This window comes from Sphingobium sp. C100, from assembly GCF_000508185.1.
Taxonomy (GTDB): domain Bacteria; phylum Pseudomonadota; class Alphaproteobacteria; order Sphingomonadales; family Sphingomonadaceae; genus Sphingobium.
The window spans coordinates 18,706-35,183 of sequence record NZ_AYOY01000143.1 but is presented as its reverse complement, the minus strand read 5'-3'; the positions used below and the strand labels follow the sequence as shown (position 1 = coordinate 35,183).

13 protein-coding genes and 1 pseudogene are annotated in these 16,478 nt (G+C 61.2%); 1 reads left to right on the top strand and 13 read right to left on the bottom strand.

Annotated elements, in window-relative coordinates; genetic code table 11:
- The first annotated feature begins 1 nt into the window (after position 1).
- Positions 2-958: an SDR family NAD(P)-dependent oxidoreductase gene (locus C100_RS35720; protein WP_024019859.1), complete on the top strand. Its 957-nt coding sequence runs from the start codon at positions 2-4 to the stop codon at positions 956-958.
- Between the two features lie 65 nt (positions 959-1,023).
- Here the strand turns inward: C100_RS35720 and C100_RS35715 are convergent, their stop codons facing one another.
- The 13 genes and pseudogenes from C100_RS35715 to C100_RS35655 all read right to left on the bottom strand — a co-directional run bounded on the left by C100_RS35715 (position 1,024) and on the right by C100_RS35655 (position 16,425).
- Positions 1,024-2,118, bottom strand: a complete 1,095-nt coding sequence (locus C100_RS35715) for a Zn-dependent alcohol dehydrogenase (protein WP_024019858.1) — start codon at positions 2,116-2,118, stop codon at positions 1,024-1,026.
- A gap of 33 nt (positions 2,119-2,151) precedes the next feature.
- Complete coding sequence (locus C100_RS35710) at positions 2,152-3,567, bottom strand: MmgE/PrpD family protein (protein WP_024019857.1); 1,416 nt, start codon at positions 3,565-3,567, stop codon at positions 2,152-2,154.
- A complete protein-coding gene (locus tag C100_RS35705; RefSeq protein WP_024019856.1) occupies positions 3,564-4,070 on the bottom strand; it encodes a hypothetical protein in 507 nt (168 codons plus the stop codon). Before C100_RS35705 ends, C100_RS35710 begins: the two co-directional genes overlap by 4 nt.
- A 2-nt stretch (positions 4,071-4,072) precedes the next feature.
- The gene (locus C100_RS35700) at positions 4,073-5,245 is read right to left on the bottom strand and encodes a phosphotransferase family protein (protein ID WP_052028279.1); all 1,173 of its coding nucleotides are present in this window, start codon (positions 5,243-5,245) and stop codon (positions 4,073-4,075) included.
- Between the two features lie 14 nt (positions 5,246-5,259).
- Positions 5,260-6,189, bottom strand: coding sequence for a DUF7064 domain-containing protein (locus tag C100_RS35695; RefSeq protein WP_024019854.1), 930 nt, complete (start codon positions 6,187-6,189; stop codon positions 5,260-5,262).
- A 41-nt stretch (positions 6,190-6,230) separates the two neighbouring features.
- Complete coding sequence (locus C100_RS49315; RefSeq protein ID WP_024019853.1) at positions 6,231-6,743, bottom strand: hypothetical protein; 513 nt, start codon at positions 6,741-6,743, stop codon at positions 6,231-6,233.
- 3 nt (positions 6,744-6,746) lie between these two features.
- Entirely contained in the window at positions 6,747-7,928 is a 1,182-nt protein-coding gene (locus C100_RS35685; protein WP_031309425.1) for a phosphotransferase family protein, read from the bottom strand.
- Between the two features lies 1 nt (position 7,929).
- A complete protein-coding gene (locus tag C100_RS35680; RefSeq protein ID WP_152536459.1) occupies positions 7,930-8,856 on the bottom strand; it encodes a DUF7065 domain-containing protein in 927 nt (308 codons plus the stop codon).
- Positions 8,857-8,897: 41 nt separating this feature from the next.
- Positions 8,898-10,331 (bottom strand): aldehyde dehydrogenase family protein, encoded by a 1,434-nt coding sequence (locus tag C100_RS35675; protein ID WP_031309422.1) that lies wholly within the window; start codon positions 10,329-10,331, stop codon positions 8,898-8,900.
- A 144-nt stretch (positions 10,332-10,475) separates the two neighbouring features.
- Entirely contained in the window at positions 10,476-12,839 is a 2,364-nt protein-coding gene (locus C100_RS35670; RefSeq protein WP_031309420.1) for a TonB-dependent receptor, read from the bottom strand.
- Between the two features lie 86 nt (positions 12,840-12,925).
- Positions 12,926-14,227 carry a cytochrome P450 gene (locus C100_RS35665; RefSeq protein ID WP_024019848.1) on the bottom strand — a complete coding sequence of 434 codons (1,302 nt, stop codon included), beginning with the start codon at positions 14,225-14,227 and terminating at the stop codon, positions 12,926-12,928.
- Between the two features lie 853 nt (positions 14,228-15,080).
- Positions 15,081-15,269 (bottom strand): annotated as a pseudogene (locus tag C100_RS49535) (MerR family transcriptional regulator); the annotation flags it as partial.
- Positions 15,270-15,381: 112 nt separating this feature from the next.
- Positions 15,382-16,425: an aromatic ring-hydroxylating dioxygenase subunit alpha gene (locus C100_RS35655; RefSeq protein WP_052028278.1), complete on the bottom strand. Its 1,044-nt coding sequence runs from the start codon at positions 16,423-16,425 to the stop codon at positions 15,382-15,384.
- Positions 16,426-16,478: the final 53 nt, after the last annotated feature.

Genomic DNA, 16,478 nt, shown 5'->3' with positions numbered 1-16,478 from the left:
TATGAGCCAGATGCGCTTCGATGACGATGTCGTCATCATCACCGGTGCCGGTCGTGGCCTCGGCCGCGAACATGCGCTGGCCTTCGCGACTCGCGGTGCGGCGGTCGTGGTCAACGATATCGGCGTCGAACCTGACGGCCTGGGCGGATCAACCCAGGTCGCGCAGGCGGTCGTGGATGAGATCGTCGCCGCCGGTGGCCGGGCCGTCGCGGACGGCCATAGCGTGACGACGGCGGAGGGCGCCGCCGCCGTCGTTCAGACCGCACTCGATACATTCGGCACGGTCAGCATATTGGTCAATAATGCCGGCATCATCGATTTCGCGACGCTGGAGCATATCAGCGAGGAAAGCTGGCGGCGGATGATCGCCGTGACCCTGGACGGCACCTTCCAGATGTCGAAGGCGGTCTGGCCGCATTTCGTCTCCCGGCGCCATGGCCGAATCGTCAACACGACGTCGAATGCGGGTTTCGCGGGTAACGAGCAACTGGTCCATTATGGCGCGGCGAAGCTGGGCGTTGCAGGTTTCACCAAAGCGCTGGCGAACGAGGTGGGCGATAGCGGCATCACCGTCAACGCGATTGCACCGATGGCGGTCACTCGCATGAACCGCGACGCCTTTTTTGGCGGGGCCGATGCCGGTGGCGATGACTGGCAGGCGGACATTCGCGCGGGCAAGGTGCCGATGGGACCACCCGCTATCGTCTCGCCCACAGTGCTGTGGCTCGCCCATCGTTCGACCATGCTGAATGGCGACATCTTCAGCGTCTCGTCCGGCAAGGTCGCACGTGTCGGTTTCGTTGTCGGCGAAGGCTATTTTAATCCCGACCATGGACCGGAGGATCTGCGCGACAATCTCGATACGCTCCGGTCGCTCGACGGAGCGCTCGACCCACGCAGCACGCTGGACGAGTTGCTCCTGATCCCAAAACTGTTCGGCGCCCCAGCCGCGGAATGATAGCCCTTGGCCCTTCTTCCCCGGCTGGGCGCGCCCACCATGGCGTCACCGTGATCTAAACGCTCCTAGAAGGACGTGATGACGCTGCGCGCGATCGCTCCGCCCTTCAATTCCTTATAGGCGTCGTTGATGTCGGCCAGATTGATCTCGCGGGAAATCAGATCGTCCAGATTGAGCTTACCCTCCAGATACAGCCGGGCATACATCGGGATGTCATGTTTGATGTTGGACGATCCCATATAGACGCCGCGCAGGTCGACCTGATTGGTCAGCAGGTCGATCGTAACATTGACGTCGATCGTCTCGGCCGGTGAATGGACCCCGATCAGATAGGCGCCGCCACCCTTGCGCACCATCTTGATCGCCTGTTCCGACGTCGCCTTGATACCCACTACCTCGAATGCGTGATCGACGCCCCCTTCGATCAGCGCCTGAACCGCGGCCACGCTGTCGCCTGCAGATGCATCGATGAAGTCGGTTGCGCCGAACTTGCGCGCCAACTCTTCTTTCTTCGGCTGCATGTCGATCGCGACGATCCGCGCCGCGCCCGCCAGTTGTGCGCCGGAAATCACGTTCAGCCCGACCCCGCCGATGCCGATCACCGCAACCGTGTCGCCCGGCCGCACCAACGCCGTGTTGATCGCCGCGCCGGCGCCCGTGATCGTTCCGCACCCCAGCAGCGATGCCTGAGCGAAGGGCAATTCCTTGGGCACTTTGGCAAGCTGGTTTTCATGCACCAGCGCGCGTTCCGCAAAGGCTCCGGTCCCGAAAACCTGGGCGACTCCTTCGCCATTGCGGGTCAGACGATGCTCATGCTGGGGATCGTCGCGCAGCGTTTCTTCGGGATGGGTGCATTGATAGGTCCGGCCGCCGATGCAGGCGCGGCAATGGCCGCAAAACTGGATCAGCGAACCCACGACATGGTCGCCCACGACGAACTCGCGCACTTCCGGGCCGATCGCCAGGACGACACCCGCCAGTTCATGCCCCAGAACGGCGGGTAGCGGCACGCCGAAATCCTGTTCGGCGAAATGAAGATCGGAATGGCACAGGCCCGATGCCTTCACCTCGACCAACACCTCGCGGCCGCGCGGCGCGTCAATGTCGATCTCCTCGATCTGGAACGTGCCGTCGAGGCTGTTGAGAATGGCGGCCTTCATGATGTTCTCCAATGTTGCGAAAGAAGTGGATTGTCAGGCGGTCATGAGGTCGAGGACGTCGCGCATATCCTCCACCTCTTCCATGTCGCGGCATAGCGCGACCAGCCGGTCGAGCTTCGCCTGCGACAGCGCGACTGCGGCGAACGGGGCGCATCGGCGCAGCTTGTCGGCCAAATCGCTCCAGTCCATGGGATTGCGGCTATGGCCCTTCACATAAGGAGTGACATGGGTGAAGCGGCGCCCGTCCATCATCGTGATGGCAACGGGAAAGCCCTCAAACTGGTCGATATGGTCGGGATCGGCCGAGATGTGGACGCGCTGCATCAATGCGCGCCGCTCCTCATCCATGATCCGGTCGACATGCAGATCCTGCAGGAAAAAACCGCCCGTGATCGCCGCTGTCGCGATCGTATAGGGCGCGCTGAACATCGCTTCGGGAACGCTGCGTGGATTCCATTTCGCCGCCGCTGGTTCGAATGTCATCCGCGCGCTGTTGCTGCCGATGCAGTCGATCCGGTCGATGGCGCGCCAGTCCAGCCCTTCGCCCTGCATGATGGCGATGGTGCTGGCGATGAAGCTGTGGGTGAATTTACACGCCGAATAGGGCTTCATTGACAGCCCTTCCGCCAGTTGCCAGCGAGTGCCCAGATCGTCGGTCAGCAATTCGGGTCGCACGTCGTTCCACGCGATATGCCGCAATATGCCACTGGGTATGCCCTGGAATATGCCGCGCGGCGCCGTTACGCCGCGCCGCGTCAGCAGCGCCGCCTTGACCGCCGTATCCCCGGCAAAACTGTGCTGCACGCGGGCCATCTGCGTGCCTTCGGAATATTTATTATATTCCGACATGCCATGGACGGTGTAGGCCATGCCCATCGCATTCCATATCTCGTCGGCGTCGAGGCCCAATATGCGCGCCACCGATGCGGTGGCGCAGAGCGGCCCGTTCCATTCACCCGGCATCCCCCAGGTCGTGTGATAGCGCACCAGGTTTAGCGCCGCGCTGGCGCGCACGCCCACTTCCCCGCCAGTGACATAAGCGGTCAGGAAATCCCGGCCGCTGACCGGGCCGTCGGCGATGCCCAGCACGGACAACATGGCTGGCACATTCCATTCGGTGATGTGACCGCCCGTCTCATGCACATCGCCCATGTCGATCGCGCGGGCCATCACCCCGTTGGCGAAGGCGGCCATGGGTGCGGGCACCTTGTGTCCATGGACCAGTACGCTCGCCTGCGGCGCCCCGCCCCACTCCGCCACCTGATCGGCGATGGCGGGGCTGACTTCCCACCCCGAACCAGCGATCGTCACGACCAGCGTGTCCATAATTGCCCGTTTGGCAAGGTCGATTACGCCGGCGGGCAGATCTTCGTATCGCGTGCCCGCGACCATGCGTGCCAGCGCACCGGCGGGATCATGCTCGGGCAGGACGGGATTGTCGTGCTTCACCCGGCCATCACCTCCGCGATGCTGGGCAATTCCTTGCGATCGGGGTCGAGGCCCGTGGCCGCAAACCAGGTTCGTTCGCGCAGTGACTGTTTTTCGCCATAGCTCAGCACCGCCTCCCATATGGCAGGCGCCAGCGCCACCTGCCCGTCCTCGCCCAGGATGATGCGGTCGATCAGGCCGCCCAGCGCGACGATGGCATGTTCCACCGCCGCCAGATCATGCCCTTCCACGGCCTTTGCCGTTGCGATCGCCTGGCCCAGTTCCTCGGCATAGCTGGCATCGACCGAGGGCTGCATCTCTTCGGCCAGCGCGATCATGGCATGAAAGGAACCCGCCTCGAACGCCGCCGCCCATCGCCACTGTTGCGCGATCATCTGCAAATGGCCAATGCACAGATTGACCTGATCCTTGGCGAGCCGCTCGCGCGCGGTCAGTGCGGGCAGCACCACCTGTTCCAGCGCCTTGACGATGTTCGCGATGCGCAGATCGATACTCGGCAGCATGGTCAGCCCTTCCGGATAAGTTGGACGATATAGTTCAGGAAAACGGCACCCGCCGAACCGAGCCAGGTCAGCACCACTTCCTGATGATTGTTGCTGGCCGTCGCAGCGCGCATGGCCTGCCCCAAATCCATCACCGCACATTTATAGGCGTTGAGCACCTCATAATAATGCAGCCTGACAGGATCGATCCTGTTGCCCGAAGCCGCCTCATATTGGGTAATGAAGTCGTCGCGCGGCAAAAGTCCGCTGACCAGGAAAATGCCGTCGTCGCCCCATGCCCCGAACAGTTTCTGCATGGTCCAGGCGATATCCTCATGAAAATCGCCGATATGGGCGAGTTCCCAGTCGAGGACGGCGGTGAATTTCCCGCTCGGTTCTTCGAACATGAAATTGCCCATGCGCAAGTCGCCATGCACCAGCATCGGCCGGTCACAGACAGGTGCATTCTCGCGCAGCCAGCGTTCGGCCAGCGCCACGACCGGTACGGGTTCGACCAGGCAATCCCACCAGACCTGCGACCACCAGTTGACCTGCCAGATCGCAGCCTGATTGCTCTGCGCGCGGGGGGCATCGAAAAAGCGCAGATGCGCGCGCGACCAGTCGAACCGATGGGTGACGGCTAGCGCGTCGATATATTGCGGCGCCAGCCGGTCGATCAGGCTGCCAAGCCGCCCGCCCATGCCCGAAACGCCGGCGCTTCCGCCCTCGCTCGGCTGCGTCACACCCCGCACGAAGCCCAATATGACCGCCGGCTGGCCCAACAAATCGCCATCGGCATCGAACCATCGCACCGGCGCGACCGGCATGTGGTTTCCCATGATGGACTGGATTTCCCCTTCCCGCCCGCGGCAAGTCTGGGCGATGGCCTCCAACGGGTCCATCCGCAAGACCAGCCGTTCGCCCTGCTGGTCTTCCCGATGGTTCAGCGTGAAGGCGAACTGCTCCTTCGATGCGCCGCCCGACATGCGCTCGACGTCGGAAATCGAAAACTCTTCCAACCCCTTGGCCGCGAAGAATGTGGAGAGCATCGCCATAACCTCGGCGTCGGATTTGGGCCGATAGGGTCCGGTATCGCGTAACCGGACGGTCCGTTCCAATATATGACGGATGCGCGGTTCCATCTCGGACCGGTCCCAGACGTCCACATCTCCGCGGCTGGCAGGCGCCATCGGCATGGCGACATCCTCCATCACCAGGCGAAGCGCCGGACATAAGGCTTGGCGAATGCGAGATAGTCGCGGTTCCAACAAAATTCGCACCAGCCGGTGCCCTGCTCACCGTCGATCATCGCCGTGACCACGGCTTCGTTCAGCAGGACGATCGGGTCCAGGTCGAGCTGATATTTTGCAAATGCCCGGCAATCGACAAACACCGATCGCCCGTCTGTATCGGTGACGGTGACGCGGAAGCGTTCCTGCATCATGTCCTCGTCATAATCGATGTCATAGTCGATGCTCTGAACGTGCTGCATGACACCGTCCTTGAACAGATATCCGCGCATTTCGACCTTGCCGAACGACATCATTTCGAAAAAATGCACCGACACGCTCGCGGTGGTCGCGTGAAACCATTTATAATGTTGGTTGAGCCCCCAGACGCGCGGCCCCCAGCTATGATCCCGAATCATGAAGTCGTTGAGCGCGAAATCCTTTCCGTCGATGCGCAGATTGCCCTTGATGACGCCATGCTGCTCGGTGCGATCGTCGCCATAATAGGGCGGATTGCCCTTGGGATGCATGCTGAAGGCATAGGGCGGATGGATCGCGCTCCATTGCCCTTCGAACTGGATGCGATCGCCGACCCAGCCTAGGTCGATGGTCTTGAACGGTTCGCGCACGGCCATCAGCAGAGGGCCGAAGCGCCAATCGTCAAAATCCATGTCCTCCGACACCATCTGCTCGACTTCTTCCTCGATCGGCGCGCTCAGCCCCGGACCAAAGAGGTGGAGGCGGCCCTTGGCATGACCGTTGGCGCGCACGGTGGGATAATAGAAGCCGGCAATGCCATATTGCGGCAGGACGAACTGGTGGGTCGCGGATTCCCGGCCATCTTCCGCCAACTTATGGCGATAGGCATTTGCTACAGGATAGTCGGCGAACTGATCGTTGGTCTCAGGCATCTTCGGCTTCTCCTTCTCTTATATTTTCGTTGACGGGCGCGTCAGTTCGTTTCCGCCAGCATCGTCACCAGGTCAGGCAAGTCATTTTGGTCTGGATCGAGCCTATTGGCTTTGAACCAGCTTCGTTCCCGCCGGGCATGGCGCAACGCATAGTCGAGCAGCCTGTCGACCGCTGCCGACGGCATCGGCGCATGATCGCTGCCGCCCAGGATAACCGCGTCGACGGCATGGCCAATGGCGATGTTGGCCTGCTCGATCGCGGTCACGCTGGCACGATCGCATGCCTCTGCCATCGCCAGCGCCGCCGCCAGATCGTCCGCCAGAAAAGCCGGCGCGCCCGGCAGCAGATCCCGCGCCAACCCTTGAAGGTCGTCCAGCGCCACCTGTTCATATCGGAGCGCGGACTTCCATTGCTCGCCGATCATGCGCAAATGGCCCGCCACCAGCATCGCTTGATCGCGGGCAAGGCGCTGGTCGCGCGGCAAGGCCGGGAGGATCACCTGCTCCAGCGCCTTGATCATGTTCGCGATGCGCAAATCGATATCAGGCAGCATGGATCAGGCCTTCCGAATGAGCATGACGAGTTGCTCCAGGAACACGGCGCCGGCGGAGCCGAGCCAGGTGAGGATGATATCCTGGTGATTATTGCTTTCGGTCGCGGCGCGCATTGCCTGCCCCAGGTCGATGACCGCGCATTTATAGGCGTTGAGCACCTCATAATAATGCAGCTTGACCGGATCGATTTGGTTGCCCGACGCGACCTCATAGGCGCTCAGAAATTCATCCCGTGCTATCAGCCCGCACACTAGGAAGGTGCCATCGTCCGTCCAAGTACCGAACAGGCGCTGGATGGCCCATGCAATATCTTCGTGAAAGTCGCCGATATGCGCCAATTCCCAATCCAGAACGGCGGTGAATTTACCGCTCGGCTCCTCGAACATGAAATTACCCAGTCGCAAATCGCTGTGGCACATCACCGGCGCATCGCAGACCGGCGCATTCTCCCGCAGCCAGCGTTCGGCATAGGTGACCATCGCGACCGGCTGGACGACGCCATCCCACCAGACCTGCGACCACCAGTTGACCTGCCATATCGGGGCTTGGCGCGTTCCCGCTTCGGGCGCCGCAAAATAGGACAGGTCGGCGGAGCGCCAGTCGAACCGATGCACTTGAGCCAGCGTATCGACAAATTGCGGCGCCAGCTTGGCCGCCCAATCATCATAGCGGGTGCCGATGCCCGATACGCCATGCCCCTTGCCTTCGCTGGGTTCGGTAACCCCGTTGACGAAACCCAGGATGATGGCCGGCTGGCCCAATATCTCGCCGTCAGCGTCGATGCTGCGGACCGGAGCGACCGGCAATATGTCGGCAAAAGCGATATGCACTTGCGCCTCGCGACCGCGGCAGGTCTGCGAAATCGCCTCCAGCGGGTCCATGCGCAGTACCAGCCGCTCGCCCGCCGGATCGCCTTCATGCTGCAAGGTGAAGGCGAATTGTTCCTTCGAAGCGCCGCCGGCCATCCGCGATACGCCGGAAATCCTGATCGATTCCAACCCTTCGGTCCTGGCGAAATAACGTTCCAGCATGGCGACGACCTCCATATCGGTCTTCGCCGCATAGGGGCCCTTCACCCGGTCCCGCACGGTCCGGTCGAGTATCTCCCGGATGCGCGGCTCCATGTCTTCCCGGTTCCAGATATCGACCCTGTCGACCGGCGGCGCCTCCCCGATCTCGCTCATGTCAATTGCCATTGCCTTCCCAGGGAAAGCGGAATCCTGCTTCCCCCATGCCATAGCCAATCGTTCCGTCACTCAGACGATATTCCATCATCTGTTCGACCATCACGAAACTGTCGAAGGGGAATTGCCAGCGGAACAAGGGCTTGCCGGTAAACTCCCACAGCCGATCATCCTCGTCCCAGACCTTCCAATGGACATGGCGAAAGCCCATCTCGTCTGCTTCATAGTCGATGACTTCCTCGACCCGACCAATATGATGCCACCGCTTCCCGTCGTGCAGAATCTTCTGATAGCCCTCGCCCTGTTCGGTGATCGCGTGGACCGCGACGCAGGACATCCCGTTGTCGAAGATCGGCCATGCCAGCCGATAATGCTGCACTCCCGCCCAGTTGCGCGGCCCGCAGCTCACATCGCGAAAGCCTGCGTCGTCGATGGTGATGGTCTGCCCGGTACGCAGGCGCACGGTGCCGGTGACATCGCAGGCGCCCTCCAGATGGATGTAGGCCAGCTCGCGAGCGATCGCATCGTCCTTGTTGCCCGGAACGATGCTGTCGCCCATTGGAAAGCGTTGATCCCAGCTCAGGTCGACCCCGAAATCCTCGGTATCGATCGTGATCCGGCATGTCTGCAAAGGTCGCACAGCCTCAAGATGCACCCCCGCCACGGTCACCCCGCCATCGGGACGATCAGAAGTGTAGGGAAGGTGCATGTTGACGCGGGTGAACAGCGGCCTGCCGTCCATGAAGAAGATAGCGAAGCCATTGGTTTCGCCAACATTCTCCATCAACCCGAACCGGATGAACCCACCCAGCTTAGCCTTCCGGTCATAGAAGTTGAAATAGTAGCTTTGATTCCACTTCGGAATGGTCGGATTGGAAATATGGCGCTCACAATTTTCGGTCATGTAAGCGGTTGTGAGTGCTGTCATATTATCCTCTCCATTGTCATCCCCGCTCATTTTTTAGGATCTTAATCGTCCAAAAGCGCCGTCACCGTCTTTGTTTCAGTATAGTGCAGCACGCCTTCTTCACCGACTTCGCGACCCCAACCCGATTCCTTGACACCGCCAAAGGGCGCGGATGGGTCGTTCATGCCATGGGTGTTGATCCACACCGTCCCCGCCTGCAACTTACGCGCAGTGAGGTGGGCGCGCGACAGATCGCGGGTCCAGATATTGGCGGCCAGGCCGTAGCGGGTGTCGTTGGCTTGCCGCACCACCTCGTCCACATCATCGAACGGGGTGGCGACCAGCACCGGACCGAAAATCTCCTCTCGCACGACGCTGGCACTGGCATCGGGATTGGCGAAGATGGTCGGCTCCACGAAATAGCCGTCCCGGCCACCCGTGCCACCGCCGGTGACCAATTCCGCGCCGCTATCCCTGCCCTGAGCGATATAGTCGAGCACCCGGCTCTGCTGGACCTTGGAGACCAGCGGCCCCAACATCGTGTCGGGATCGCGCCCATGGCCCAGCTTGAACGTCTTTGCGACCTGCGCCACGCCATCGACCACCTTGTCGAACACTGAGCGTTCGACATAAAGGCGCGAAGCGGCGAGGCAGACCTGTCCCGAATTGAAGAAGATGGCGAGCGCCGCACCGACCGCTGCCTTATCGAGATCGGCATCGGCGAAGATCAACGAAGGCGACTTCCCGCCCAGTTCCAGCGTGACGCGCTTGAGATCCTTCGCGCAGGTCTGGACGATCTGCTTACCAACGCGGGTCGATCCGGTGAAGGCGATCTTGTCGATACCTGGATGCTCGACCAGTGCCTGGCCCGCTTCATGGCCATAGCCGGTGACGATGTTGAGCACGCCTTCGGGCAGCCCCGCCTCCAGCGCCAGTTCGGCAAGGCGCAGCGCGGTCAGCGGCGTGACTTCTGAGGGTTTGAGGACAATGGTGCAGCCCGCCGCCAATGCGGAAGCGATCTTCCACGCCGCCATGGCGAGCGGATAATTCCACGGCACGATCTGGCCGACGACGCCAATCGGCTCGCGCACGGAATAGCTGTGATATTGGCGGCCGTCGCCGGAAATCGGATTTACCTGGCCGTAGATTTTCGACGCCCAGCCCGCCATATAGCGGAAGATGTCGACTGCGGCGGGCACGTCCACCGCCAGCGCATGATGCACCGCCTTGCCGTTATCATAGCTTTCGAGCAGCGCGAGTTCCTGCGCATTATCCTCGATCTTGCGGGCGATGGCCTCAATGATCCTGCCACGATCGAGCGGCCGCATCCGCGACCATGCTGCGGACTCGAACGCGGCGCGCGCCTGCGTCACGGCACGGTCCACATCCGCCTCGCCGCCCGCCGGGACGCTGGCAAACACCTGCCCTGTTGCGGGATCTTCCACGTCGATGGTCCGCCCGTCCCCCGCCGCTTCCCATGCGCCGCCGATCAGCATCTTTTGCTGTGGAAGGCGGACTTCATGTCCCGCTTCGCCATGGAGGCCGGGGGCGATGGAAGTGGAAGCGTTCATGGGATCATGTCTCCAGGTATAAGAAAGAGCCGCGCCCGCCTTTCAAGGCGCGGCCCAGGGGGAGCTTGTTCAGAAGCGCGCTGACAGGCTGGCGCCGAAGGTGCGCGGCCGACCGGCAAAGCGCACCGTCGTGTCGGTAATCCGCGTCGCGTTGGACCAGTAATAGGTGTTGCCCAAGTTCCGCACGAAGGCGCTGATCTTGTAGCGCTTGTCACCGAAGGACAGGCCGGCGCGCAGATCGATCAGCGCATAATCCTCGATCGTCAGTCCGCCCTGCGCCGACAGGTCGGCGGACGGCGTGGCGCGGGCATCGCCCAGCACTGCCTTGGTGTCGCTCTGGAAATTCAGGTTTGCTCCGATGAACGCCTCCACATCGTCGCTGAGCGCCCAGTCATATTGCGCATCGGTCACGATCTGAAATTGGGGTGTGTAGGGAAAAGCCGATCCGCCAAAATCGAGCTGATTGCCATAGCTATCATAGTTGACGAAACTGCCCTTGATCTTGGTATCGAGATAGGTCGCGCCGATGCTGACGCGCAGACCGTCGGTGGGGGCCAGGTCGAGTTGCATTTCCGCGCCCTGCACCCGCGACTTGGGCACATTGACCAGCGCTTCGAGCGGACCGAAGATGTCGGGATTGGCGACGACGCGGCCCTTCAACTGTTTGTCGCTATAGTCATAGTAGAATAGGGCGCTGTTGATCTGCGCCCTATTTTCCAGCAACGTCAGTTTCGCGCCCACTTCATAGGCGGTCACCGACTCCTGGCTGACCGGATTGAACTGGTTGGCATCACTCGCCGACAGCAGCGGGAAGCTGCCAGACTTGTAGCCCTTGCTCACCGAAGCGTAGAGCAGCACGTCCCTGTTGGGCTTGAAGTCGACGCCCGCCCGCCAGGACACATTATCCTCGTCGAGCGACTTGCGCACCTCGCCCACGGTCAGGGTCGACGCATCGATCGTGACGCACGCGCCATCGGCGATGGATATCGGTTCCAGTCCCGCGCCCCCGCGAATGAAGTTCACCAGATTCTGAATGCCTTGTCCCAACGCGAAACCACGGTCGGCGGTGCACCCGGCAAAGTCGATATTCGTCTTCGTATAACGAACCCCGCCATGCAGGGTCAGATGATCGCCGATGTCATAGTCCAGATTGGCGAACACCGCCTTGTTGACGAATTTCTGCCGTGCATATTGGCTGTATACAAAGAAGGGAACGCCGACGCCGGCATCGACTAGCTGATAAGCCGATGTCGACTGGTCGTAGGGACCGGCATCATCCTGCTGATAGGTCTTCTCCCGGGCATAATTGGCGCCCAGGATATAGGTCAGCCCGCCCGTGCGCCCCTGCAATCGCAATTCCTGCGACAGCGCGGTGATCTTGCCGGTGGTGTTATAGAAATAGTCCCGCAGCGCCACACCGTCCGGGTCGATATCCTGGTCATTATGATATTCCGACCAACTGCTGATCGACGTCAACGTGATATCGTCGGTCAGGTCAATGTCGCCCCGGAAGGCCGCCTGATAGAACCAGTCGTCGCGCTCGGGCTTCTGCTCGGGCGTCCAGTCCGCGTCGCGATTGTTGCGCGGAGCAATGGGGTAAGTCGCGAGCGGTCCGAGCCGTGCCGGATTGCCCAGTGGCACCACCCCGATCAACTGCGCCGCCTGCCCGTCGCTCTTGTCGATAAAGCCGTTGAGGTTCAGCGAAAAACGCGCGCGGTCCGACGGTTCGAAATCGATCAGGATGCGACCCGTCGTGAAGTTGCGGTCGCCCAGTTTCTCGTCACGGGTGTAGCTGCGCTGCCATGCGCCGCCCTGCTCGGTCCGCACCGCGACCCGCGCTGACAGCGTGTCGCTGATCGGTCCGCTGATAAAGCCGCCGCCCGACACTTGGCCGAAACTGTCCAGCCCCGCGTCGATCCCGGCTTTGAAGGTCGATGTCGGCTTGGCTGCGATATAGTTGATCGCGCCGCCGGTCGCATTCGAGCCGAACAAAGTGCCCTGCGGTCCTTTCAGCACTTCAACCCGCTCCAGGTCGAGCGTCGCGCCGCGCGTCATGATCGAAAAGGGGATCGGCACCTGATCCTGATAAATGCTGACCGTCGGCTTGGCGGCAAGACTGGTGTCGTAGAAACCGATGCCGCGTAGCGTATAGACCGGCGTCGCAAAGGCGCTTTCGGTATAGTTAAACCCCGGCACGATCTTCACCAGATCGGCGACATTGGTGACGCCTTGATTAGCGAGCTTCTCACCCGAAGCAGCCGTGATTGACAGGGGCACGTCGTTGATCGCCTGCTCACGCTTCTGTGCGGTGACGACAATGTCACCCAGTCCACCCGGCTGAGCCGGAGGAGCGCTCTCCGTCTGCGCAACGGCCGGCGACTGCAGCGCCACGGCCGACACGCTGGCGACCAGCAAGACTATTCTCTTATGCAATTCTGACTCCTCCCATTGGCGCCCGGACATTCTGTCCTCGGGCATGTGTGCCGGACCCGCTTGTGCGATGTCCCGGTCTTGAAATTTCAAGCTTTTTTGAAGCGGATCGGCAGCGCCTTGTAGCCGCCGACAAAATTGGTCTCGACCAGCCGTGGATCGCCCGCCATTTCGACCGATTCGAGATGTGGCAGCAGTTCCTCGAACAGGATACGCATCTCCAGCTTGGCCAGATGCTGGCCCAGACACATATGCGGGCCAAAGCCAAAGGCGATGTGCGGATTGGGCGAACGCGTGATGTCGAACCGATCGGCGTCGGCAAAAACTGCCTCATCGCGATTGCCTGACGGGTAGCAGATCATCAGACGCTCCATCGCCCGGATATCCATGCCGCGCACTTGGGTATCGGCTGTCGCGTTGCGCATGAAATGCTTGACCGGGCTGGTCCAGCGGATCGCTTCGTCGACCAGGCCAGGGATCAGGCTTGGGTCAGCCTTCACCTTCGCCCAATTCTCCGGATAGACCATCATGCCGTGCAGGCCACCGGCGGTGGACGACGAGGTCGTGTCATGCCCCGCCGTCGCGATCGCGACATAATAGCCGTTCGCCTCGTCGCGCGGGATCGGCGCGCCGTTGATCCGCGAATTGGCGATCAGCGACAGCAGGTCGTCGGTCGGCTTTTCCCGACGGTCGGCGCTCAATTTGTCAAAATAGGTGTAGAAATCCTCGATCGAGGCCGCCCATTGTTTTGCCGCCACGACCGGGTCCGCGGCCATTTCGGGACGCTGCTCCTCAGGATCATGAACGCCGAAAAACTCCTGCGTCAGCTTCAGCATCCGAGGCTCATCCTCGGGCGGCACTCCGAACAACGTCATGATGACCCGCAGCGGATAGTGCAGCGCGAAGTCACGGACGAAGTCGCATTCCCCCTCGAAGCTCAGCAAATTGTCCACGGATTGGCGCGCCAGCACCCGGATCTGTTCTTCCAGCTTGCCGATCTTGCCCGGCAGGAACCAGTTGGACGTCAGCGTGCGGTAGGAGGCATGTTCGGGCGGGTCCATATAGGTCAGCGACGACAATATGCGCAACGACCCGCCATTGATCTCCCGCGTGAAAGCGTCCGACGCCTGGTCGACGAGGATCGGGTTGTGATCGGCATTATGGAACAGCTTGGCGTTGCGCTCCACTTCCTTGATGTCGGCATGTTTGGTGACGACCCAGATCGGGTCATAGCCGGGCACCTGCGCAATCCCCAGCGGCATATGATCGCGCAGCCATTTGAACGCTCCATAGATGGTCGCGTCATCGGTATAGCTTTTGGGTGCGATGACGATGCGGGCTATGTCGTCAGGAATGATCGGACGCACGTCGGCATCCAGCGAAGTCGCCATGAAAATACCCTCTCCTGCTACGCCGCCTTACGGCTATTCGCGTATTGCGTATAGTCATTACGTAACTACGGAAGGGGAGATTCGTCAATCGCTAAAGTTGGTCGGACCATTCATAGTTTTAAGCGCATAAATAGTTGTTTTTTAGGATATTTTTTGCGATGAGGAGCGTGTTGCGTCCTTGAAACTGAATGACGGCCTAATGTTTGAATAGCGGAGGCAATCCGCAATTTTCACGAAAGTGACAGGCAGCGACAGGCCTTAGCTGTCTGCCACAACAATGCTGATCGGCCATAGGGTGGCGAATTCAGGGTCGTGGCGTAGATGGTATGATCACGTCTTCGGGACGATCCGGCTCGGCGCCGGCGCGGATCGCATCGACATGGCGGAAAAAGGCGCGCTGGCGCAGCAGACCGAAAAAATCGAGCATCAGCGGCAGCGCATGTTCGACCATGGTCACGGCGTCGTCTACGGCGACATGTCCGCCCACCCGCTCTAGGAAGGTGGTCGCTTCCCACCGCCCGACGAAATCCGCCGCCTGACTGTAGAAGCCGAGAATTTCCGGGGTATAGTCGAGCCGCTGGTCGAACCCGGCCTTGCGCATGTCGCCCCAGATCCGGACCAGCTGCGCACAGGTAATGCTCAGCGCCTCACCCTGCTCCGTGTCGATAATGTCCAGGATGCCGATCCGCGCCAGCGTACGCGCATCCTCCGCCGCGTGCGGGTAACGCTCCAGCAGCGACCCGATCGTTACGGGAGGACCGTCCACACCAACGCGATGCGCAACCAGCTGCTCCAGCTGGTCGAAGGCGCTGGCTTCGACCCGTCTTTCGGTCCCCTGCCCCGCGATAATCGTCTTGATCTGCGTCAGCGTCAGCCGGTTTTCGCGCTGGAGTCGGCGTACCGCCAGGATGGCCTGCACATGCTCCTCACCATAGTCGGCGACGGTCTTGCGCGGCCGCGCAGGTTCCGGGATCAATCCCTCGCGCAGATAGACGCGTATCGTTTCCCTATGGACTCCGGTCCGATCCTCCAGTTCGCGCATCTTCATGGCGCCGCTACAGCATGACGCTCCGAGCGAGGCAAGTCGCTATGTAACGGCTATACGCAATATCCCGTGCGTTTCGATCGGTCACAACACGGGATAGCGAAAATCGTCAGGCGGCGACCTTGCCGCCCTCGTCCGCTTCCTGCATCGCGCTCAACAGCCGCCGCGCCTGATTCACCGCACCGTCGCTGGCGATGCCGATGAAGGGCCGCTCCGGTTCATCGTCAATCCGGCGCTGTTGTGCTTCGAGCGTCACCTCATCCTCGGTGATGGTGTCGAAAAACTGGTCGAACAGCACGTCGGGCACGCCGCTTTCCTTGGGGGCGGTGGTGCAGATGGTCCACAGATAATGGCTGGTCGTTTCCGTTTCCGGCGTGATGAAGTGATTATTCGCCAGCATGAAGCCATTATCGCGCTTGCCTTCATAGGCCCCGGTGCCGACGTCGCAGCCCCCCGCATTGACGCGGCATGTCATACCGATGCTTGGCTCGAAGCGCACTTCCTGCCAGCGATCGACCCGCCCTTTGAAGCCGCCCGCGTCGATATAGGATTTGGGCGGGACCGAATTGGGCATCTTGCGCAGCAGCGTCACGCGGCGGCCGTCAAACTCGACCTTGGTATCCGCATTATAATGTTGTTCCGGGTTCCCGCCGATCGTCCGTGCATGGATGTAGGGGACGTGGGTCAGGTCCATGATATTGTCGATGATCAACTGCCAGTTGGCCTTGACCGGGAAATTATAGGGCCGCCAGGTCCATGCCGGATCATTATGCTCCGGGCTGTCGACGATGATGGAAGGGTCGGCCAGGGCCGGTTCGCCCATCCAGATCCAGATCAGATGATCCTTCTCGACCACCGGATAATGGCGAACATTGGCGGCGGTTGGAATGCGCGCCTGGTTGGGTATGCGCGTGCATATGCCCTTCCCGTCAAACTCCACGCCATGATAACAACAGCGGATGACATCGCCATCGACATGGCCGGCAGACAATGGCATGGCGCGATGGCTGCACCGATCCTCCAGCGCGGCGATCTCGCCGCTTTCGGTGCGGAACAGCACGACCGCCTTGTTCAGATATTTGCGCCCCAGCGTCTTGCCCGGTTCGATATCGGCGGCAAAGGCGGCCACATACCATGCGTTATAAATGAACATGTTGCTCTCCATTGTCCGGCCGGGCGGTCTACGGATCCGGCACTACCCTATTG